The sequence below is a fragment of the Pseudarthrobacter sulfonivorans genome (genome assembly GCF_001484605.1).
In the GTDB taxonomy this organism is placed as follows: Bacteria; Actinomycetota; Actinomycetes; order Actinomycetales; family Micrococcaceae; genus Arthrobacter; species Arthrobacter sulfonivorans_A.
Genome location: NZ_CP013747.1, coordinates 4,586,642 through 4,606,957 on the forward strand (window position 1 = coordinate 4,586,642; position 20,316 = coordinate 4,606,957).

Annotated in this window: 21 protein-coding genes and 2 pseudogenes; 20 read left to right on the forward strand and 3 right to left on the reverse strand. The window is 65.4% G+C overall.

From position 1 onward, the window contains the following. Positions 1–2 precede the first annotated feature (2 nt). Positions 3–857 (forward strand): GNAT family N-acetyltransferase, encoded by an 855-nt coding sequence (locus AU252_RS20860; RefSeq protein ID WP_058932348.1) that lies wholly within the window; start codon positions 3–5, stop codon positions 855–857. 336 nt (positions 858–1,193) lie between these two features. Here the strand turns inward: AU252_RS20860 and AU252_RS20865 are convergent, their stop codons facing one another. Then, entirely contained in the window at positions 1,194–2,567 is a 1,374-nt protein-coding gene (locus AU252_RS20865) for a beta-propeller fold lactonase family protein (protein WP_240484244.1), read from the reverse strand. A 354-nt stretch (positions 2,568–2,921) separates the two neighbouring features. On the opposite strand from AU252_RS20865, the pseudogene AU252_RS23425 reads away from it, so the two are divergent. From AU252_RS23425 to AU252_RS24700, 3 genes and pseudogenes are all read left to right on the forward strand, one after another. Then, positions 2,922–3,119, forward strand: a pseudogene (locus AU252_RS23425) (recombinase family protein); the annotation flags it as partial. A gap of 81 nt (positions 3,120–3,200) precedes the next feature. Beyond that, entirely contained in the window at positions 3,201–3,416 is a 216-nt protein-coding gene (locus AU252_RS25065; RefSeq protein WP_430929454.1) for a DUF6994 family protein, read from the forward strand. Positions 3,417–3,546: 130 nt separating this feature from the next. Next, positions 3,547–3,996, forward strand: coding sequence for a DUF6994 family protein (locus AU252_RS24700; RefSeq protein ID WP_058932349.1), 450 nt, complete (start codon positions 3,547–3,549; stop codon positions 3,994–3,996). Here the strand turns inward: AU252_RS24700 and AU252_RS23665 are convergent. Further along, positions 3,944–4,066 (reverse strand): annotated as a pseudogene (locus AU252_RS23665) (IS5/IS1182 family transposase); the annotation flags it as partial. The gene AU252_RS24700 and the pseudogene AU252_RS23665 overlap by 53 nt on opposite strands. 14 nt (positions 4,067–4,080) lie before the next feature. After that, positions 4,081–4,755 carry an acVLRF1 family peptidyl-tRNA hydrolase gene (locus tag AU252_RS20875; RefSeq protein ID WP_058932350.1) on the reverse strand — a complete coding sequence of 225 codons (675 nt, stop codon included), beginning with the start codon at positions 4,753–4,755 and terminating at the stop codon, positions 4,081–4,083. Positions 4,756–4,816: 61 nt separating this feature from the next. Between AU252_RS20875 and AU252_RS20880 the strand changes: the two genes are divergently transcribed. The 16 genes from AU252_RS20880 to AU252_RS20955 all read left to right on the forward strand — a co-directional run bounded on the left by AU252_RS20880 (position 4,817) and on the right by AU252_RS20955 (position 20,316). Next, the gene (locus AU252_RS20880; RefSeq protein WP_058932351.1) at positions 4,817–6,217 is read left to right on the forward strand and encodes a replication-associated recombination protein A; all 1,401 of its coding nucleotides are present in this window, start codon (positions 4,817–4,819) and stop codon (positions 6,215–6,217) included. Between the two features lie 273 nt (positions 6,218–6,490). Next, complete coding sequence (gene rpsD, locus AU252_RS20885; RefSeq protein WP_058932352.1) at positions 6,491–7,117, forward strand: 30S ribosomal protein S4; 627 nt, start codon at positions 6,491–6,493, stop codon at positions 7,115–7,117. Positions 7,118–7,262: 145 nt separating this feature from the next. Then, complete coding sequence (locus AU252_RS20890) at positions 7,263–7,637, forward strand: DUF948 domain-containing protein (protein WP_058932353.1); 375 nt, start codon at positions 7,263–7,265, stop codon at positions 7,635–7,637. Positions 7,638–7,654: 17 nt separating this feature from the next. Further along, positions 7,655–7,885 (forward strand): DUF6167 family protein, encoded by a 231-nt coding sequence (locus tag AU252_RS20895; RefSeq protein WP_240484246.1) that lies wholly within the window; start codon positions 7,655–7,657, stop codon positions 7,883–7,885. A gap of 119 nt (positions 7,886–8,004) precedes the next feature. Further along, a complete protein-coding gene (alaS, locus tag AU252_RS20900) occupies positions 8,005–10,683 on the forward strand; it encodes an alanine--tRNA ligase (RefSeq protein ID WP_058932354.1) in 2,679 nt (892 codons plus the stop codon). A gap of 7 nt (positions 10,684–10,690) precedes the next feature. Further along, positions 10,691–11,302, forward strand: coding sequence for a Holliday junction resolvase RuvX (gene ruvX / locus AU252_RS20905; RefSeq protein WP_058932355.1), 612 nt, complete (start codon positions 10,691–10,693; stop codon positions 11,300–11,302). Continuing rightward, the gene (mltG, locus tag AU252_RS20910; RefSeq protein ID WP_058932356.1) at positions 11,286–12,935 is read left to right on the forward strand and encodes an endolytic transglycosylase MltG; all 1,650 of its coding nucleotides are present in this window, start codon (positions 11,286–11,288) and stop codon (positions 12,933–12,935) included. Before ruvX ends, mltG begins: the two co-directional genes overlap by 17 nt. Next, positions 12,932–13,792 carry a shikimate dehydrogenase gene (locus AU252_RS20915; RefSeq protein ID WP_058932357.1) on the forward strand — a complete coding sequence of 287 codons (861 nt, stop codon included), beginning with the start codon at positions 12,932–12,934 and terminating at the stop codon, positions 13,790–13,792. The genes mltG and AU252_RS20915 overlap by 4 nt, the downstream gene beginning before the upstream one ends. 26 nt (positions 13,793–13,818) lie before the next feature. Next, positions 13,819–15,018 carry a chorismate synthase gene (gene aroC / locus AU252_RS20920; protein WP_058932358.1) on the forward strand — a complete coding sequence of 400 codons (1,200 nt, stop codon included), beginning with the start codon at positions 13,819–13,821 and terminating at the stop codon, positions 15,016–15,018. A gap of 23 nt (positions 15,019–15,041) precedes the next feature. Continuing rightward, positions 15,042–15,587, forward strand: a complete 546-nt coding sequence (locus AU252_RS20925) for a shikimate kinase (RefSeq protein WP_058932359.1) — start codon at positions 15,042–15,044, stop codon at positions 15,585–15,587. Next, positions 15,584–16,675: a 3-dehydroquinate synthase gene (gene aroB / locus AU252_RS20930; RefSeq protein WP_058932360.1), complete on the forward strand. Its 1,092-nt coding sequence runs from the start codon at positions 15,584–15,586 to the stop codon at positions 16,673–16,675. The genes AU252_RS20925 and aroB overlap by 4 nt, the downstream gene beginning before the upstream one ends. Further along, positions 16,675–17,193 carry a tetratricopeptide repeat protein gene (locus AU252_RS20935; protein WP_058932361.1) on the forward strand — a complete coding sequence of 173 codons (519 nt, stop codon included), beginning with the start codon at positions 16,675–16,677 and terminating at the stop codon, positions 17,191–17,193. Before aroB ends, AU252_RS20935 begins: the two co-directional genes overlap by 1 nt. A gap of 178 nt (positions 17,194–17,371) precedes the next feature. Next, the gene (gene efp / locus AU252_RS20940) at positions 17,372–17,935 is read left to right on the forward strand and encodes an elongation factor P (RefSeq protein ID WP_056340266.1); all 564 of its coding nucleotides are present in this window, start codon (positions 17,372–17,374) and stop codon (positions 17,933–17,935) included. After that, the gene (gene nusB / locus AU252_RS20945) at positions 17,935–18,345 is read left to right on the forward strand and encodes a transcription antitermination factor NusB (protein WP_056340263.1); all 411 of its coding nucleotides are present in this window, start codon (positions 17,935–17,937) and stop codon (positions 18,343–18,345) included. The genes efp and nusB overlap by 1 nt, the downstream gene beginning before the upstream one ends. 126 nt (positions 18,346–18,471) lie before the next feature. Continuing rightward, positions 18,472–19,206 (forward strand): GntR family transcriptional regulator, encoded by a 735-nt coding sequence (locus AU252_RS20950; protein WP_083510505.1) that lies wholly within the window; start codon positions 18,472–18,474, stop codon positions 19,204–19,206. 108 nt (positions 19,207–19,314) lie between these two features. Next, positions 19,315–20,316, forward strand: a complete 1,002-nt coding sequence (locus AU252_RS20955) for a sugar phosphate isomerase/epimerase family protein (RefSeq protein ID WP_058932362.1) — start codon at positions 19,315–19,317, stop codon at positions 20,314–20,316.

The following is a 20,316-nucleotide window of genomic DNA, read 5'->3' on the forward strand; positions in this document are numbered from 1 at the left end:
CCATGACAGTTTCACGTCCTGCACCAGCCCTGGCCCTGCCTGGGCTTGAGGCGCTGATGGATGCCGCCTGGCCGGCGCCGGACCGCGAGGAATCCGACGGCTGGGTGCTTCGCGCAGCCTCCGGCGTGACCCAGCGCGCCAATTCGGTGTGGCCGCGCGAGCCAGAGGGCGATACACGCCAGCAGCACGAGGCCTTGCGTGCGGCGCGGCTCTGGTACCGCGGCCGGCGCCTGCCGCTGATTTTCCAGGTCTTCGATGATCCCCGCTCCACCGGACTGAATGCCATCCTGGACGGGGAAGGCTTCACCCGCCAATCCGAAACGCTGGTGATGTGCCGGAGCAGCGGCGCCCAGGCGGCGGACCCGCAGAGTATGGACCAACCTGCTGTGCTTCAAACTGCGGCGGCCCAACCCGGCGTCGAGATCTCCACGGTCCCTAGCGATGAATGGCTGAAGCTGTGGTGGAGCGTGGATGGCCGCGGCGGCCCGGCCGAGCGCGAGACCGCACGCAGCATCCTTGCAGGCTGCCCGTCGCTCTATGCGCTGGTGAGGTCCCACGACGGCGTTCCCGCCGCCGTCGGTCGGCTGGCTGTCCCTCCCGCCGGGGAGGCAGGAGGCAGTTGGGGCGGGCTGTACAGCATGGCCACCCGCCCGGACGCCCGGCGGCTCGGCCATGCCCTGCGGATCATGCAGGCGCTCCTGAAGGAAGGCGCCGCCCGCAACCTGGCCGGCTACTGGCTGCTGGTCACCGCAGCGAACTCCAGGGCCCAGCAGCTCTACGCCAAGGCGGGATTCCAGGAAGCCGGCCGCTACCTTTACCGGCAGGAACGGCCCAAGCGGCACCTGACCGGCTGTTGACGGTGTGTGCGGCCGCTGCAATGCACGGGCGCATCCACGGCATGGGTTCATCAAGGGCTCAGGTACATCATGGCTCCGGTACATCAACGCTTATCCCAAGGGGTTTGCGCCCATCAGGCGGCCCGGTGACGCCGGAGATCAGCAACTTTTCGCCCGCGGTCCCGATGGCGTAAACACCCAGGTCCTCCTGTTTGAGTGAGGTGAGGTCCAGCGCTGAATGTCACCATAGATGCCCATTGGCCGATCCTTCACCGGACAGCGAACCGAGTGGAGTTGAGCTGCCATCAGCGTCCCTCAGACATGCATGAACGATTCGTCAACCAGACATCTTCATGCTCAGCGGCCCTTGCCCTTGGTCACGGTGATCGTGATGCGTGGGGTGACCGCGTCGGGGCTGACGCTGTTGGTGGCGGTCACCGTAAACGTTGCCTTACCGGTCTTGGTCGGGGTCCCGGAAAGGACCCCCGTGCTGGAGTCCAGGCTCAGCCCTGCGGGCAGTGCACCGGAGGACACGTAGAAGGTCGGGGCCGGGTCACCCGTGGCGGTGAACGTGTAGCTGTAGGCGGCACGCGTGGTCGCTTTGGTCGGTGGTGTGTCCGCGGTGAACACCGGGGGTGCCGAGTTCACATCGATGACCGACACCGTGTTGGAACCGGCGTTGGTGACGTAGGCTGTCGACCCGTCCGGGGTGAACGCAACACGGTACGGTTCCGGCCCGACCGGGATCGTGGAGGTCACCGTGCCCGACGCCACAGAGATGACCGACACCGTGTTGGAACCGGAGTTGGTGACGTAGGCTGTCGACCCGTCCGGGGTGAACGCAACACCGACCGGATGCGTCCCGACCGGGATCGTGGAGGTCACCGTGCCCGACGCCACAGAGATGACCGACACCGTGTTGGAACCGTAGGTGGTGACGTAGGCTGTCGATCCGTCCGGGGTGAGCGCAACACCGTACGGACCCGACCCGAACCCGACCGGGATCGTGGAGGTCACCGTGCCCGACGCCACAGAGATGACCGACACCGTGCCGGAACCGGAGTTGGCGACGTAGGCTGTCGACCCGTCCGGGGTGAACGCAACACCGACCGGGCCCGACCCGAACCCGACCGGGATCGTGGAGGTCACCGTGCCCGACGCCACAGAGATGACCGACACCGTGCCGGCACTGTAGTTGGTGACGTAGGCTATCGACCCGTCCGGGGTGAACGCAACACCGTACGGGCCCGACCCGAACCTGACCGGGATCGTGGAGGTCACCGTGCCCGACGCCACAGAGATGACCGACACCGTGTCGGAACCGAAGTTGGCGACGTAGGCTGTCGACCCGTCCGGGGTGAACGCAACACCGTACGGAGACGACCCGACCGGGATCGTGGAGGTCACCGTGCCCGACGCCACAGCGATGACCGACACCGTGTCGGAACCGACGTTGGTAACGTAGGCTGTCGACCCGTCCGGGGTGAACGCAACACCCCTCGGATACGTCCCGACCGGGATCGTGGAGGTCACCCCGCCCGCGGCAGTTGCCGGGAGATTACCGACCAGCATGAGCGCCAGGATCGTGCTGATGATGGCCGCACGCCGCCGGAACCGAAGGGAAGCGGGTCTACCCCGCCGGAAACGGCGTTTGCCGCCGCCCAGTTGTTTCATGCCCGGGGCGGAACGCCGCCCCGGGTACCGCCGGGACAATCCTGTTAAGAACCGCATCAGGTCCTCCTGCATGTGGAAAGCGAAGTCTGTAGTGTCGCGTTCGTGCCGATATAACGGCTCAATCCGGAGTTTATAGACCAGGCAAACCTCCGGTCATTGGTAGTCGGTACCTGTCTTTTGGGCTGGCACTACCTTTTTCCTTGGGTCCGAGAGAGCCGGCGGTTTGCCCATCTAATGGCGCTTCAGTCGCTCACGATGCACCGGGCCATCATGTATCGAGTTGCTGACCCCGAAATTGACACCCGTTTCATCAACCAGATTAGCTAGTTCGACCCACCCGCAAGCCGGTCCGCCACCGGACGCACCGTTGGCGGACGGCGCTCTTGCTCCGGGCCACGAAGCGTCCCGTATGATCCCCAACGGATCTACGTCGACCACGGGCTCACGGGCAGAAACAGGTACCGGCCAGGCCTGCGTGAAGCGCTGGCCGCCTGCCGCGCCGGCGATACCCTGGTTGTCACCAAACTGGACCGGCTGGCCAGGGCCGTCCAGGACGCCCCTGAGATTGCCGATGACTTCCCCGGACGTGAAGTGAAACTCAGTAGGGCAAGGGCCGGCTGCGCGGGAAGCAGCGTAACCAAAAACAACGATGAATCCGTCTCAAAACCTTGACGTGCGCACACTTCCAACATGCGCGTCTTCGATACTTCATTCCACTACAAGACCGACAAGCCTGCGAGGACCAGACCCGACGCGGACAGGGACAGTCCGAGGCTCCGGTTGGACCATGAGCTGCTGTGGACGAAGAGACTGCGCTCCGGGGTCGTTTTCGCCCAGAGCATTTCATCAGCTCGACGGAACGAGTACCTCGTCTTTACTGACCCCTCCGGAACGAGGCATTGCTAAGGCAGCGACGCCATCACCAGCTCCTACACCACCTGGTTGAAGCCGAAGGCTCTGGTCAACGCTATCGCCGGGGCTGAACGAGGACCAGAAGTCCCGTTACCTGAAGCCTCCGTACACCATCGGCAGTTCGATGATTTGGCCCGTCAGGACGAAGGACCAACCCACCATGAACAAGGCACGAGGGTTCGGTCCCGAAGGTAAACAGATCTGTGACCGCATGGACCTCACCCTTGAGTGCATCCGGCGTCACTATGCAGGAGAACCAGGAAGCCCCCTCGCCGATGTCATCAACGCCTATAAGGACTTCTTCAGGCTCTTCGACGGGTTCGCGGAGTTCGTGGACTTCTTCCACTTTCAAGACCTCGTGACGCCCGACTACAAAGAGGTTCGGTTCTACCTGCCTTTCGACAACTTCGAGCGTTCCGAGGCACCGGCCACGACCGAGGAGTACGTGACGTACCGGGATGCCACGCTGGAGTTCATCGCGGGACGGAAGCGTCGGACGGCCGAGTGGGTCACGGAGTACAACCCCGAGATTGAGGTTCGTTGCCCTTGGTGGCGACCTCGGCCTCGCAGCTGAGTTCGTCGAGCAGGCCGCGGGTCTTGGCCGAGTCGTAGCCGGCGTCCAGGTGCACGGTGATCACCGACGGCCGGTTGTGGAAAACTATGGCGGTGCGTCCGCCACGTGTATCCGGACGGCGCAGACATCCGCGGCGGCCTTCCGCAGCACCGAGCCGTTGGGATCGGGCACATCCAGGAAGTCCAGCCGGGGGACTGAGGCGTACAGCTTCATGGCAGGTTGGTCCATGACCAGTCCCGCAAGGGTCCGGTCCCCGCCCGGAGCAAGATACTCGATCGGCTGGCCGCCGAAGACCGCTGCGGCGTGGGCCGCCACTTTCTCCACCAGCTCATCAGCCTGGTTGGCCCGGCGCCGTGCGAACCGCTGCTGGGACTGGCCGCCGGCCGCGGTGCGGGACTGCACGTAGCGGGACCCCGCCTTGGACGCGAGCAGGATGCTTTCCCGGGCCACGCCCACCGCATAGCCGCCGCGCCGCACAAGCACCAGGCCAGCCGTCCGTGGCTGGGCGGCGACGGAGGCCAGGCGCTCCAGGGGATCAGCGCCGCGTCCAGGCCGTCCGTCAGGTGGCCACGGAGCGTGAAGCAGCGCAGTGGTGCCGTCGGCCGCCAGCAGCCGCACGCCGTCGTCGTCATCGCTGATCCGGAAGCCGCCGTGCGAGGCACCGAAGCGTTCCGCCCAGCCGGCCAGGCGTCCGCCGGACACAAACGCGGTCCTGACGGACCCCGGCCGGCCGGCGCCGGGGGTACTGCGTGCGCTCATGGCGGGATCCCTTGCATGGAGGGCGGAAGTGGGGCAGTGAACTAATGAGTAGCCTATCTATGTGGATGATCTCTTCGCCCAAGGGCATGGCAATGACGACGACGACACTGACGAACCGTCGTCGTCCGGCCGTACCGCCGCGCCCCGCAGTCCCTTGGCCGTGCGGATGCGGCCACGCACCCTGGATGACGTGGTGGGCCAGCAGCACCTGCTGGGGCAGGGATCGCCGTTGCGGCAACTGGCCGCCGGCACAGACGCCCTGGGTCCCGCAGGCCCCAGCTCGCTGATCCTCTGGGGACCGCCCGGGACCGGAAAAACCACGCTGGCGCACGTGATCGCCAAGGGCAAGGGGCGGAAGTTCGTGGAGCTGTCCGCCATCACCGCAGGCGTCAAGGACGTCCGGCGGGTTATGGACGAAGCCCTGACAGCGCGGGACCTGTACAAGACCACCACTGTGCTTTTCCTCGACGAGATCCACCGCTTCAACAAGGCCCAGCAGGATGCCCTGCTGCCCGGCGTCGAAAACCGCTGGGTGGTGCTCGTGGCGGCAACCACCGAAAACCCGTCCTTTTCGGTGGTCTCGCCACTGCTGTCCCGCTCCCTCCTGCTCACCCTGAAACCGCTGACGGAGGCGGATATCGAAGGGCTCCTGCAGCGCGCCGTGGCGGACGAACGCGGCCTGAACGGAAAAGTGGAGCTCACCGCGGAGGCCGTGGCGCACCTCGTCCGGCTCGCGGGCGGCGACGCCCGGCGCGCCCTGACGGCCCTCGAAGCCGCAGCGGGCGTGGCCTTCGGCGATGCGGACGACGCCGCTGCCGACTCGCTGGTCACCGTGGAACTCAAGCACACCGAACGCGCCCTGGATGTGGCCGCCGTGCGCTACGACCGCGCCGGGGACCAGCACTACGACGTCGCCAGCGCCTTCATCAAATCGGTCCGCGGCTCCGACGTCGACGCCGCACTGCACTACCTGGCCAGAATGCTGGAGGCAGGGGAGGACCCGAGGTTCATTGCCCGGCGCATCGTGATCTCCGCGGCGGAAGACGTGGGAATGGCGGACCCCACAGCGCTGCAGACGGCGGTCGCCGCCGCCCAGGCAGTCCAGCTGATCGGCATGCCCGAGGGGCGGATCGTCCTGGCCGAGGCCGTGGTGCATCTGGCCACCGCGCCAAAATCCAATGCCGCGTACATGGGAATCAACAAGGCCGTCGCGGATGTCCGTGCCGGCCTGGGCAACGGGATCCCGGCGCACCTGCGTGATGCGCACTACCCCGGCTCCAAGCAGCTGGGCCACGGGCTCGGCTACAAGTACGCCCACGATGCCCCCCATTCCGTGGCCAGCCAGCAGTACCCGCCGGATGACCTGGTGGGTCGGGACTACTACGAGCCCACCGCCAACGGCGCGGAACGGGACATCGCCGTGCGCCTCGAACGGCTGCGCAAGATCATCCGCGGCAACTGACCGGCCTCGGCGGTGGAGTGGACCCGGGCAGTGACGCCACGGGAGTGACCGGGGGAGCGGCGGCCGGAGCCGGCGGAGTGTGGGAATGCAGCCGAATCCTGCTAAGATTGTTCGTTGTCTGGCAAGGCGCGGACGCAATCTCCCCATCCTTCAGTATTTCTGCTGTTTCGTTGGGGTAGCCCTGTGCCCAGTAGCAAAAGGCAGCGGTTGGCCGATGCTCTCCATTATGGAGGCCAGTAACACTGACACACCGCAGATATTGGAAGGACACAAGTGGCTAACAACACTCGTGCTCGCCGTACAGCACGCCTCTCGCGTGCACTCGGCATTGCTCTGACCCCCAAGGCCGCCAAGTACATGGAGCGCCGCCCGTACGGCCCCGGTGAGCATGGCCGTGCCCGCAAGAAGCAGGACTCCGACTACGCCGTACGTCTGCGCGAAAAGCAGCGTCTGCGCGCCCAGTACGGCATCCGCGAAGCCCAGATGACCCGCGCCTTCGAAGAAGCCCGCCGCACCAAGGGCCTGACCGGTGAAAACCTGATCGAACTGCTCGAAATGCGTCTCGACGCCCTCGTGCTGCGTGCCGGCTTCGCCCGCACCATCGCCCAGGCCCGCCAGCTCGTTGTGCACCGCCACATCATGGTTGACGGCATCCGCGTTGACCGCCCGTCCTTCCGCGTCAGCGAAGGCCAGCTTGTCCACGTCCACACCCGCAGCGAAACCATGGTTCCGCTCCAGGTTGCAGCAGCCGGCGCACACCGCGACGTCCTGCCCCAGGTTCCGGCCTACCTGGACGTCAAGCTTGACGCCCTGCAGGCCCGCCTGGTCCGTCGCCCGAAGCGCTCCGAGGTTCCCGTAACCTGCGAAGAGCAGCTCGTCGTCGAATTCTACGCACGCTAAATCCCAGCAGCGTATCCAAAGAAGCCCGTGGCAAGCGCCACGGGCTTCTTTGTATGTAAGGTACTTGGGGGACATCTGCGGAACGCATCTAGGCAGCGTGCGCGGAGGTAAAAGATCCACGTCAGTTTCAAGGAGATGAACGTCTATGTCTGGTGGCGATATTGCCGGCCTGATCGCAGCCGGGGTGTTCGCGCTCCTGGTGCTGCTGCTCGCCGTGCCCATCCTGAAGCTCGGCAGTGTGCTGGAGGAAATTCGGACCTCCATCCGCTCCCTCAGCGATGGCGCCACGCCCCTGATGGACGAAGTCACCGCGACTGTGACCACCACCAACCAGCAGTTGAAGAAAGTGGATGGCATCGCCTCCAACGTTTCGGATGCGTCGGCAAACCTTTCCGCACTGTCCTCACTCGTTGCAGCGACAATCGGTTCACCGCTGATCAAGGTGGCAGCTTTCAGCTACGGCGTGCGTTCCGCCCTCGCCAACCGCAAGAAGCCCGCACCCGGCCGCCGCAGCCGCTAAGCCACCGGAGAACTGAAATGAAACGATTTGTCTGGATGGGGATCGGCGTGGCCATCGGAGTCATTGCGTTCCGCAAGATCAGCGAAGCCCAGTCCAACCTGGGGCCCGAGGGCCTGAACCGCGCGGTGGGCCGGCTGGCTGACGGTGTGTACGACTTCGCCGATGCCGTGCGTGCCGGAATGAGTGAGCGTGAGACGGACCTTCGGGCCGCCCTCGGGATCGACTCCCAGGATGTAGCCCGCCGCTGAACGCGCGGGAAAAACGCGCGAGAATTAAACCAGCAGCCGCCGCTTGCCGGCACTGCCGTCTGAATCAATAAGTCATGCGTGGCATAACGCGTGAACCGAGAAGGGTATGTAATCAGCTCATGAAGTCGCAGGAGATCACAAAGCGCTGGGTGGACTTTTTTGTCAGCAAAGGACACACAGCGGTTCCCTCCGCCTCGCTGGTCTCCAGCGACCCCTCCCTCCTGTTCACCGTGGCCGGCATGGTCCCGTTCATCCCTTACCTGACTGCCCGCGAGGAGGCCCCTTTCGACCGGGCCACCAGCGTTCAGAAGTGCATCCGCACCGGTGACATCGAGGAAGTGGGCAAGACCGCCCGCCACGGCACGTTCTTCCAGATGTGCGGCAACTTCTCCTTCGGTGATTACTTCAAGGAAGACGCCATCAAGTACGCCTGGGAGCTGCTCACCAAGAGCGTGGACGACGGCGGCTACGGCCTTCCGCCGGAACTGCTGTGGGTGACGGTCTACGAAGAGGACGACGAAGCCAAGGAGCTGTGGCTGACGAACACGGGCGTCCCGTCCGAGCGCATCCAGCGGATGGGCAAGGCCGACAACTACTGGCACACCGGCCAGCCGGGCCCGGCAGGCCCCTGCTCGGAGATCTACTACGACCGGGGCCCTGCCTACGGCGTCGAGGGCGGTCCCATCGCCGACGAAAACCGCTACGTTGAAATCTGGAACCTGGTGTTTATGCAGTACCAGATCGACAACGTCCGCTCGAAGGACGACTTCGACGTCGTCGGCGAGCTCCCCAAAAAGAACATCGATACCGGCCTCGGCATGGAGCGCCTCGCGATGATCCTGCAGGGCGTCGAGAACATGTACGAGACCGACCAGGTCCGGCCTGTGATCGACAAGGCTGCCGAGCTGTCGGGCCGGGAGTACACCTCGGCCGAAACACCTGAGGATCCGCACCACACGGACGACGTCCGCATGCGCGTTGTCGGTGACCACATCCGTTCGGCCCTTATGCTGATCGCCGACGGCGTGACCCCGTCCAACGAGGGCCGCGGCTACGTCCTGCGCCGCCTGATCCGCCGCGCCGTGCGTTCCATGCGCCTGCTCGGCGTCGAAAAGGCCTGCCTGCCGGATCTGCTCCCCGCCTCACGCGATGCCATGAAGGGCGTCTACCCCATCGTGGCGACGGACTTTGACCGCATCAGCCGGATCGCCTATGCCGAAGAGCGGGCCTTCCTGCGCACCATCGCTTCAGGTACCGCCCGCCTCGAAGACGCCGTCACGGAGTCCAAGGCCGCCGGCACGTCGCTGTCCGGTGCAGATGCCTTCGCCCTGCACGACACCTACGGCTTCCCGATCGACCTCACCCTGGAGATGGCGGAAGAAGCCGGACTCAAGGTCGACGAGCCGGAATTCCGCCGCCTGATGCTCGAACAGCGCCAGCGTGCCCAGGCGGACGCCAAGGGCAAGAAGGGCGGCCACGCCGATCTCAGCGCCTTCCAGGAGCTGCTGGCCCAGGGCGAGACTGTCTTCACCGGATACACCGACCTGGATGGCGAGTCCCGGGTCCGGGGCATCCTCAGCCGCGGACAGAACGTGGGGCATGCTGCCACCGGCGACGAGATTGAACTCGTCCTGGCGGAGACCCCGTTCTACGCTGAGGCGGGCGGCCAGTCGGCTGACACCGGCCTCATCACCGGTGACGGATTCGTGGTCGAGGTCCTGGACGTCCAACGCCCCATCAAGGGACTGAGCGTCCACAAGGCAATCGTCCGCGAAGGCGAGATCGGCTCCGACTCACTGGTCCGCGCAGCCGTGGACCGCGAGCGGCGCCACGCCGCCGAGCAGGCCCACACCGGCACGCACATCGTCCATGCCGCCCTGCACCAGATCCTCGGCCCCGAAGCCACCCAGCGCGGTTCCTACAACAAGGCCGGCTACCTGCGCTTCGACTTCGCCTGGGGCGAAGGCCTGAGCACCGCCACGCGTTCGGAAATCGAGGAAGTCTCCAACCTCGCCATCCGCAACAACTTCCGCGTGGACACGAAGGTCATGGGCCTGGCAGAGGCCAAGGCGCTGGGCGCCATGGCGCTCTTCGGCGAAAACTACGGCAGCGAAGTCCGTGTTGTGGAGATCGACGGCGCGTGGTCCCGGGAACTCTGCGGCGGCACGCACGTAGCCAACACGTCCCTGATCGGCAGCCTGTCGCTGCTCGGCGAGCAGTCAGTCGGTTCAGGAAACCGCCGTGTGGAGGCGTTCGTGGGCATGGATGCTTTCCGCCACCTGGCCGCCGAGCGCGCCCTGGTGACTGAACTGACCGAGATGCTCAAAGTGCCTTCCGGTCAGCTCGCCGACAGAATCGCCAGCACGCTGAACAAGCTCAAGGCCACGGAGAAGGAACTCGACCGCCTGCGCAAGGAACAGATCGCCGCGGCGGCCGGAAACCTCGTGGGCACAGCCCGGGACGCAGCCGGCGTCCAGGTCATCGCACACGACGCCGGCCAGATCGGCGGCGCTGACGACATCCGCAACCTTGCCCTCGACCTGCGCAACCGCCTCGGTTCGGCAGCATCCACCGTGGCAGTGGCCGGTGTCAGCAATGACCGGCCCATGATCCTGGTGGCCACCAACGAGGCAGCCCGGGAAGCCGGCGTGAAGGCCGGGGCCCTGGTCCGGCTCGCGGCCGGAATCCTCGGCGGCGGCGGCGGCGGCAAGGACGACGTCGCCCAAGGTGGCGGCACGGACGCCGCCAAGGTCGCACCGGCGCTGGCCGCCGTTGTGGACGCCATCTCCCGGCGCTAGGGAACCCGTGACAGAATCCGCTGGCGCCGCCGTCTACCCCCAGGGCATCAAATTGGGGGTAGACGTCGGCACCGTCCGCGTGGGCGTGGCCCTCTGCGACCGGGACGAAATCCTGGCCACTCCGCACAAGACCCTGGACCGCAACGTCAAGAAGAATTCCGACGTCCGTGTCATCGCGTCCCTCGCTGGGGAACTGGGCGCCGTCCAGGTCTTCGTGGGGCTGCCACGCACTATGAAGGGCGAGGAACACGCCTCTGCCAGGATGGCCACCGACTACGCCGAACTGCTGGTCGCGGAGTTCGTTGCCCGGGGAATGGATGTTCCGGTCAACCTGGTCGACGAGCGCCTGAGCAGTGTTACGGCGCACCGTAGCCTGCACGAAGCTGGCATGAGCAGCCGGAACCACCGTAAAGTGGTGGATCAGGTCGCGGCGGCAGGCATCCTCCAGCACGCCATCGACATGCAAAAAGCCAGGGGAACGGACGTTGGCAGCCGCGTGACTGCGCCGCCCCGTACTCGGCCATCCGGAGCAGGTTCGGCAGTCCAGCCCGAGCATGCGGCCCCGGAAGGCACGACCCGATCTCAGAACACGGAAGGCTACAGTGAGCCCGTCCAATAACGACGACGCCTCAGGCGCCACGAGCAACGATGGTGCCAGGCCGCTGACCCGGAAAGAGCTCCGCGCCCTGGAGAAGCACACGGGAAGCAGCGATGTGGTTCCCGAGCAGGCCTACGAAACGGGGCAGGATGCGCCCGCACCTGCCACGGCTCCTGTTCCCGAAGCTGCACCCGCTCCGGCGCCTGCCCCCGTTCCGGTCCAGGCGGCCGTACTGGTTCAGGCGGCCGTACTGGTTCAGGCGCCTGAACCGGATCCGGAGCCGCAGCCGGCTGTCCCCACAGTCCCGGAAACGCCGCCTTCCATCCAGGACGCCGGTCCGGCCGCAGACCACCAGCCGGACGACGCCCAGGTTCAGGAATACCACCCCGAAGACCAGCACTTTTATCAAGCGCACGACGCCGGGCACCACCACCCTGACGAAGCGCACGACGCCGGGCTCCACTATCCGGACGAAGAACACCACGATGCAGGCCACCATGATGATCACCATGCCGATGACCACTACCCTGATGATCACCACCCCGACGCCGGCCTGTTCGCCGGCGCAGCCGCGGTTTCCGTAGTGGCGAAGCCCTCCAAGAAGGTGCGGCGCCGGCGCCGCCTCCTGGCCCTGTTCCTGACCCTTGTGGTCTTCGTGGCGGCGATCGCCGTGGGCGCGCAGTTCCTGAAGCCCCTGCTTGGAAACGACAAAGCGGCCGACTACCCCGGTCCCGGCACGGGCGAAGTCATTGTTTCGGTCCAGCCCGGTGAAGGTACCCGCTCCGTGGCCACCAAACTGGAGAGCGGGAAAGTAGTGGCCAACGCTGACACTTTCCTGCAGGCTTTTGCTTCTTCCGGCGGGACGCTGTCGCCGGGCGACTACACGTTCAAGATGGAGATGAAGAACTCCGACGCCGTCAGCATCCTGCTTGGCACCGACAAGAGCAAGGTCATCTACTTCGCCTTGAATGCCGGTCTCAGGATCGGAGAGTCGCTGCAGGCCATCTCCCAGGGCTCCGGTGTGTCGTTGCAGCAGCTGAAGGAACTCAGCGACGCTCCCGCGCAGTTCGGCCTCCCGGCCAACGCCAAAAACCTTGAGGGCTTCCTCGCTCCGGGGGAGTACCGCTTCCCGCTCGGCACACCGGCGAAGGAGATCCTCCAGTCTCTGGTCAAGGGAACCACCGACGAACTGGTGGCACAGGGCATCTCCGATCCGGCGAAGCAGTACGAAGCCGTGATTGTGGCGAGCATTGTTCAGGCTGAGGGCGGACAGGCTGAGTACGGTGACGTTGCCGGTGCCATCTACAACCGGCTCAAGCCGAATGACCAGACCTACGGCTACCTGCAGGTGGATTCGGCCGTGACGTACGGGCTGGGCACCAAGAGCTTCAACTTCACCGATGAAGAGCGCCAGGACAAATCCAACCTGTACAACACCTACGCCAACCCGGGCCTGCCGCCTGGCCCCATCGGCTCCCCGGGCAAGACCGCCATCGACGCGGCGGCGAAGCCCAAAACCAACGACTACCTGTACTGGGTAACCATCAACCTGGACACGAAGGAGACAAAGTTCTCCAAGACGCTCGACGAACACAACGTCTACGTCAACCAGTACAACACCTGGTGCCAGGCCAACGTGGGCCGCTGCACATGAGTCTCCGGGCCGCCGTCCTGGGCCATCCGATCAGCCACTCCAAGTCCCCGGCCCTGCACCTGGCGGCCTACGGCAAACTCGGGATGGACATCGGCTACACGGCCCTGGACCTGACCGAGCAGGCTCTGCCCGCCTTTATGGAACAGGTCAGGACGCAGCAGGGCTGGCGTGGACTCTCAGTCACCATGCCCCTGAAATCAGGCATGTTTGCCGAAGTGGACGAAGTCCGTGGCGTGGCACGGACGCTGGGCGTGGTCAACACCGTCGCCTTCGAGGAAGACCTCGGCTCCGTCAGGCGCATCGGCTACAACACCGACGTCGCCGGCATCGTCAACGCTGTCCTTAACGCCGGAGTGGCGGCCAGCCCCGCTGCCGTGGTCCTGGGCGGCGGCGGTACAGCCGCTGCCGCAGTGGCCGCGCTGAAGGATCTGGGCACGCAGCACGCCCAGGTGTTCGTCCGGGATATCTCCCGGGCCGACGAAGCACGCGCCGCCGCGGCCGGAGTAGGCCTTTCCATAGTCGTCCGGCCGCTGACCGAAGCCGCCGTTCCGACCGCAAGTGCCGACGTCGTAATTTCCACGCTCCCGCCGCGCGCAGCGGACGGGCTGGCGGCGGAGATCGCCGCGTTGGGAACCGGAACACCCGGTGTCCTCCTGGACGTGGCCTATGATCCGTGGCCCAGCCAGATTGCGTCGGCGTGGCAGTCCGGCGGCGGTGCGGTGGTGCCCGGGCTCGAAATGTTGTTGTACCAGGCGGTGGAACAGGTACGCCTGTTCACCGGCCGCGGTGACGACGTTAATGCGTCTGTCATAGATGTGATGTGCGACTCAGTCGGCCTTCCCCGACGGGCGTTCTGACCGCCATACGTGGCAGGATGGAAATTATGTTGCGTTGGTTGACTGCCGGTGAATCCCATGGTCCGGCCCTGATGGGAATTATTGAAGGCGTCCCCGCCGGTGTTGAACTCACCAGCGGGCAGATCGCCGATTCATTGGCACGCCGCCGCCTTGGCTACGGCCGGGGCGCCCGGATGAAGTTCGAGCAGGACGTCGTGACCATTCTCGGCGGCGTCCGCCACGGCCTGACCCAGGGCGGTCCGGTGGCCGTCCAGGTCGCCAACACCGAATGGCCCAAGTGGGAGCAGATCATGGCTGCCGATCCGGTGGATCCGGAAATCCTGGCGGACCAGGCCCGCAACGCACCGCTGACCCGGCCCCGTCCGGGCCACGCAGACTTCACCGGGATGCAGAAGTACGGGTTCACCGAGGCCCGGCCCGTCCTGGAACGCGCCAGCGCCCGGGAGACCGCCACGCGGGTTGCCATGGGCACCGTGGCGTCCCAGTTCCTCAAGGCGCTCGGCATCGAACTGGTCAGCCACACCGTCTCCATCGCCAGTGTGACCGTGCCCGAGGGCCGTCCGCTGCCCGTTCCAGCCAACGTGATTGCGCTCGACGCCGATCCTTTGCGCTGTTTTGACCGCGAGACCTCAGACGCCATGGTGGCCGAGGTTGACGCCGCCCACAAGGAAGGCGAAACCCTGGGCGGTGTGGTGGAGGTCCTCGCGTACGGACTGCCGCCGGGACTGGGCAGCTATGTCCACTGGGACCGCAGGCTTGATTCGCGCCTCGCCGCCGCCCTGATGGGCATCCAGGCCATCAAGGGTGTGGAAGTCGGCGACGGTTTCCTGACAGCTGCGCGCCGCGGCTCCGCTGCCCACGACGAAATCGTCAAGGACGCGGACGGCAAGATCATCCGGACCAGCAACCGGGCCGGCGGCATTGAAGGCGGCATGAGCATCGGCGACGTCCTGCGCGTGCGGGCGGCCATGAAGCCCATCGCCACGGTGCCCCGCGCCCTGCGCACGGTTGACGTCAGCACGGGGGAGCCTGCCAAGGCGCACCACCAGCGCTCCGACGTCTGTGCCGTGCCGGCTGCCGGCGTGGTGGCCGAGGCGATGGTTGCGCTGGTTCTGGCGGAAGCCGTCACCGAAAAGTTCGGCGGTGACTCCGTGGCGGAGACCGCCCGCAACATCAAGGGTTACCTGGACAACATTCCGGCATCCCTGGACTCGATCGGCCACTAGTGCCTGGGAGCCGTAAGGCCGGTATGCCTGGCAACCGGCCCATTGTCCTCATCGGACCCATGGCGGTGGGAAAGTCCGCGATCGGCCACGAGCTGGCCAAGCTGCTGGACGTGCCCTTCGTCGATACGGACAACATGATCGTGGACGCCCATGGCAGCATCGCCTCAATTTTTGCCGGCCGCGGCGAGCACGCGTTCCGGGAGATCGAGGCCCGGACCGTTGCCAGCGCGGTGGAGCATGCAGAAGGCGCGGCCAGCGTGATTTCCTTGGGTGGCGGCGCCGTGCTGGATTCCGGCACGCAGCAGCTCCTGGGCCGCTGCACTGTGGTGTACCTCGAATGTGATGAGGAAACCGTGGCCAGCCGCATCGCCCGGAACTCGGGCCGGCCGCTGCTCGCCGGCGATGCCATGGCCCGATGGTCCGCTCTGTTTATTACCAGGAAACCCGTTTACGAACGGCTGGCCAACCTTGTGGTGGATGTCCGCCAGGGCTCGGTCAGCGAGCTGGGACACCGGCTCGAAGTTGCGCTGCGTGACTACGCGGCCGCCAAACAGGAAGTTGAAAATTGAGCGTCGATTCAACAGTCATCAAGGTCACCGGCGAATCCGCTGGGCAGAATTACGACGTCGTAGTTGGCCGCGGTCTGCTGGGGAACCTTCCGGCGTTGCTGGGGGAGCGGGTCCGGCGTGTGCTGGTCATCCATCCCCGTGCGTTGCGGCTCACCGGTGACACGGTCCGCGATGAGCTGGCTGCAGCGGGTTTCACCTCGCTGACCGCGGAAATCCCGGACGCCGAAGAAGGCAAACACATCCAGGTCGCCGCTTTCTGTTGGCAGGTCCTGGGCCAGAACGATTTCACGCGCTCGGACGCCATCGTGGCAGTGGGCGGCGGGGCCGTCACCGACCTGGCCGGTTTTGTGGCGGCTACCTGGCTCCGCGGCGTGAAGGTCATCCACATGCCCACCAGCCTGCTGGGCATGGTGGATGCTTCCGTGGGTGGAAAGACCGGCATCAACACGGCTGAGGGCAAGAACCTGGTGGGCTCCTTCCACCCCCCGGCCGGAGTGCTGGTGGACCTGGACACCCTTAACACGTTGCCCAGGAACGAAATCATTTCCGGCATGGCTGAAGTCATCAAATGCGGGTTCATCGCTGATCCGGCCATCCTTGACCTGGTCGAAAAGGACCCGGCGGCGGCCACCGACCCAGGATCGGACGCCCTGCGCGAACTCATTGAACGCGCCATCGCGGTGAAAGCGAAAGTGGTCTCGGAAGACCTCAAGGAATCCGGGCTGCGCGAAATCCTGAACTACGGCCACACCTTGGCCCACGCCATCGAACTGGTGGAACGGTACTCCTGGCGCCACGGCGCCGCGGTATCGGTGGGCATGATGTTCGCCGCTGAACTTGCCCGCAGCGTTGGCCGGCTCAGCGACGCCGACGCCGACCGCCACCGCAGCATCCTGGAAACACTGGGACTCCCGGTCACATACCGGCGGGACCGCTGGCAGGGGCTGCTGGACGGCATGCGGCGGGACAAGAAATCACGCGGGGACCTCCTCCGCTTTGTGGTCCTGGACGGCATCGCCAAGCCGGGCATCCTGGATGTCCCGGACACGTCGCTGCTCTTCGCGGCCTACCAGGAAATCGCCTCCTGATGCAGGGCGACGTGGCAGGAACCAGCGACTGGCCCGAGGCTGGCTTCCCCGGAATCCGGATCAACCCGGTCTCCCTGCTGCCGGAGATCGTCAACGAGGACGCCTGCCGCGCGGCCCTGGCGGCGTCCACGGACCCGTCAGACCAGATCTTCGTCCTGATCGTGGAGGGACATGCTGCGGAGGCGGCCGAACTGCTTGCGGAGGCCCGCTTCAAGGATCCTGAGTCCTTCCGCCTCCGCACGTTCGAGGCCGAGGTGCTGCGCGTCTCCCACCGCACGGACCGTGCCCTTGACCTGTTCCGGCAGTTGCTCGCGGAGTTCCAGGGGACCGACCGTGAAGCCCTGGTCCTGCAATACCTGGGCAAGACCCAGTACGCCGCCGGGCACACGTCCGCCGCGGTGGAAGCCTTTGCCCGGGCGCTGGATCTGAGGGTTGCGCAATCGGCTGATGCCGCACTGATCTATTCGTCCACCGTGGCGCTTCAGCGGGCCCGCGACGTCCTGGATCTCGCCTGCTGACACGCCTGTCACGTTCTGGGGTGCGTGGCCGGGAGGGCCCGGACGCAAGCCGCCCGGGTTTTACCGGTAGAATGGTTCTTGGATTTTTGATAAACACGCGCTGGCGGGCCGTTCGGCTTGCCTGGCCGGCATAGAACGTCTGACAACTGACCAGACAGATAGAAACCAGAGGATACCAGTGGCAACCACTAACGACATCAAGAACGGAACGGTCCTGAAGCTCGAGGGCCAGCTCTGGAACATCATTGAATTCCAGCACGTCAAGCCCGGCAAAGGTGGCGCGTTTGTGCGGACCAAGATGCGGAACGTGATGTCCGGCAAAGTTGTAGACAAGACGTTCAACGCCGGCCTTAAGATCGAGACCGCCACGGTTGACCGCCGGGACTACCAGTACCTGTACCAGGACGGCGCCGACTTCGTGTTTATGGACACCTCGGACTTCGACCAGCTCACCGTCTCCGGCGCCACTGTTGGTGACGCCACCAACTTCATGCTGGAGAACCAGATGGTGAACATCGCCATCCACGAAGGCAACCCGCTCTACATCGAGCTTCCGCCCAGCGTTGTCCTGGAGATCACCTACACCGAGCCTGGCCTGCAGGGCGACCGCTCCTCGGCCGGCACCAAGCCCGCAACGCTGGAAACCGGCTACGAGATCCAGGTTCCGTTGTTCGTCGAGAACAACACCAAGGTCAAGGTCGATACTCGCGACGGCAGCTACCTCGGCCGGGTCAGCGAGTAGTGAGCGCACGCGGTAAGGCCCGTAACAGGGCACTGGATGTCCTCTTCGAGGCCGAGCAGCGCTCGGTTTCCGCCTTCGATGTACTCAGGTCCCGGCGCGAACTGACAGACCAGATCGTGAACCCGTACACCTTGGAAATCGTGGAAGGCGTTGTCTCACAGCAGACCGCCATCGACGAATTCCTTGAGACCTATTCCCAGGGCTGGACCCTGGAACGTATGCCTTCGGTGGACCGCATCATCCTGCGGATCGGCACCTGGGAATTGCTGTACAACGACGACGTTCCCGACGGTGTCGCGGTCAGTGAGGCAGTGGCACTGTCCAAGACGCTCTCAACGGATGAATCGCCGTCGTTCATTAACGGCCTCCTCGGCCGGCTGCAGCAGCTGAAGCCCTCCCTCTTGGCCTGAGCTGTTATGGCGCGGGCCAAGAGCCCACGCACGGCGTCGTGAAGAGCCCCGGCCAGGTCCACCTGGCCGGGGCTCTTTGCGTCCCAGGAAACGATCGCTGACCGGCGCTTCCTATAGGATCTGACTATGCAAAACGCGTCCACAGGCCCCCGCGCCGGCAGCAGCACAGATGACCGGACCGGCCCCCGCAGGACCGGCCGCGCGGTCAGCCGCGAGGTGCTGGCGGACCACGTTTACGCGGAGCTCCTGGCCTCCCTTATGGATGGCCGGCTGGCGCCCGGCGCCGTGGTCAGCATTGACGGGACGGCCCGCGAGCTGGACGTTTCTCCCACTCCGGTCCGCGAGGCCTTGGCACGGCTTGAGCACACCGGAATGGTCCGGAGGGTGGCCCTGAAAGGCTACCGCGTGGCTCCCGTTTTTACGCAGGAGGATTTTGCGGAGCTGATGGAGGCGCGCTTGGCAATCGAGCCCGTTAACGCCCGGCTGGCCTGTGAACGCATCAACCAGCACGGCCTGGCCGAGCTCGGGAAGGCCGTCGAGGACCTGAAATCCGCACCCCGGGGACCTTCGTTTGCCGAGTTCAAGGACTACCTCGAGGCGGACGAGCGGTTCCACCAGCTGATTGCGCGGCAAACCGGGAACCAGTTTATGGAGGCCGCATACTCAGCCCTCGGGGGACAGGTCCAACGGTTCCGGCTCTTCGGCGGCGTGGGCATTACGGATGCCGAGCACGCCATCGCGGAACACGAGGCAGTCCTGGCTGCCGTTACCACCGGCGATCCCGACAAAGCAGCCGCAGCCATGGCGGACCACATCCGCAAGGTCCGTTCCCGGGCCATTGCGGACGCCCCGGAAAGCTGATCCCGGCCCCATCTAGGGATGGGCGGCGCCACTCAGGGATGTGATCTTGACAACTCTTTTTTGATAGTAGATCCTATAGGAAAGAGGATTACGAAGGAGTAAAGCACCGTGGCTTACACAGCTGAGAATTGGCCCATCACCGCAGCACTGCTGCAGTTTCCGGGAACTGATGCCCAGGGCACGCAGATCAACGATGCCGACGCGTCCAGTTGGGCGGAAGTCCTGACCGAGGTCAAGGAAGCCGGCTTCGCCAACGCTGACCTGACTGACAGCTGGGTCCGTCCCGGCGATCTGAGCAAAGAGCGGCTCGCCGAGTTCAAGCAGACCGCAGAGAATGTGGGCATCGGGATCCCGGTCATTTCCGCCATCCGCCGCAGCGTGATCCACGAGAAGGACTGGGCAGACAACCTCGCCTACAGCCACCGGACCATCGACGCAGCCGCCGAGCTCGGCTGCGAAGTCGTCTCCTTCGGACTGCACCAAGCCATTACCCCGGAGCAGCAGAAGCAGCTGTGGTTCTGGACCGTTGAGGGCTACAAGGACCCGGTGGGTGACAAGGAAGTGTGGGGCAAGGCAGTCTCCCGCATCCGTGAGCTGGGCAAGCACGCAGCAGACGCCGGCGTCCTGCTCTCCCTGGAGATGTACGAGGATACCTACCTCGGCACGGCGGACTCCTCGGTACAGCTGGTGCAGGACATCGGCCTGGCCAATGTTGGGCTCAACCCGGACCTCGGCAACCTGATCCGGCTGCACCGGCCCATCGAGGACTGGCGCGAAATGGTTGCCAAGACCATGCCGTACTCGAACTACTGGCACATGAAGAACTACATCCGGGACGAGGACGTGGCGCGGGACAGCTACATCACCATGCCCGCCCCGATGGAGAGCGGCCTCATCAACTACCGCGAAGCCTTCAAGGTTGCACTCGCCGCCGGCTACCAGGGCATCATCTGCGCCGAGCACTACGGCGGGGACGGCCTGAGCGTTACGGCACGCAACCAGGAGTACCTCCGCCGCCATGTCCTGCCGAAGCGGGACGGCTACGCCCTGGGCCAGAGCCAGGTGTCCCAGGGGCGGCAACAGCCCGCCGCGGAACTGGCAGGAGTCTAG

Excerpts from the sequence above, each read along its gene's own strand:
- AU252_RS20925 (WP_058932359.1), top strand. The coding sequence starts at position 15,042 with ATGCCTGGCAACCGGCCCATTGTCCTCATCGGACCCATGGCGGTGGGA.
- AU252_RS24700 (WP_058932349.1), top strand. The coding sequence starts at position 3,547 with ATGATTTGGCCCGTCAGGACGAAGGACCAACCCACCATGAACAAGGCA.
- AU252_RS20895 (WP_240484246.1), top strand. The coding sequence starts at position 7,655 with ATGAAACGATTTGTCTGGATGGGGATCGGCGTGGCCATCGGAGTCATT.
- AU252_RS20915 (WP_058932357.1), top strand. The coding sequence starts at position 12,932 with ATGAGTCTCCGGGCCGCCGTCCTGGGCCATCCGATCAGCCACTCCAAG.
- AU252_RS20860 (WP_058932348.1), top strand. The coding sequence starts at position 3 with ATGACAGTTTCACGTCCTGCACCAGCCCTGGCCCTGCCTGGGCTTGAG.
- AU252_RS20890 (WP_058932353.1), top strand. The coding sequence starts at position 7,263 with ATGTCTGGTGGCGATATTGCCGGCCTGATCGCAGCCGGGGTGTTCGCG.
- AU252_RS20950 (WP_083510505.1), top strand. The coding sequence starts at position 18,472 with ATGCAAAACGCGTCCACAGGCCCCCGCGCCGGCAGCAGCACAGATGAC.
- AU252_RS20875 (WP_058932350.1), bottom strand. The coding sequence starts at position 4,755 with ATGAGCGCACGCAGTACCCCCGGCGCCGGCCGGCCGGGGTCCGTCAGG.
- alaS (WP_058932354.1), top strand. The coding sequence starts at position 8,005 with ATGAAGTCGCAGGAGATCACAAAGCGCTGGGTGGACTTTTTTGTCAGC.
- AU252_RS25065 (WP_430929454.1), top strand. The coding sequence starts at position 3,201 with ATGCGCGTCTTCGATACTTCATTCCACTACAAGACCGACAAGCCTGCG.
- aroC (WP_058932358.1), top strand. The coding sequence starts at position 13,819 with ATGTTGCGTTGGTTGACTGCCGGTGAATCCCATGGTCCGGCCCTGATG.
- AU252_RS20935 (WP_058932361.1), top strand. The coding sequence starts at position 16,675 with ATGCAGGGCGACGTGGCAGGAACCAGCGACTGGCCCGAGGCTGGCTTC.
- AU252_RS20865 (WP_240484244.1), bottom strand. The coding sequence starts at position 2,567 with ATGCGGTTCTTAACAGGATTGTCCCGGCGGTACCCGGGGCGGCGTTCC.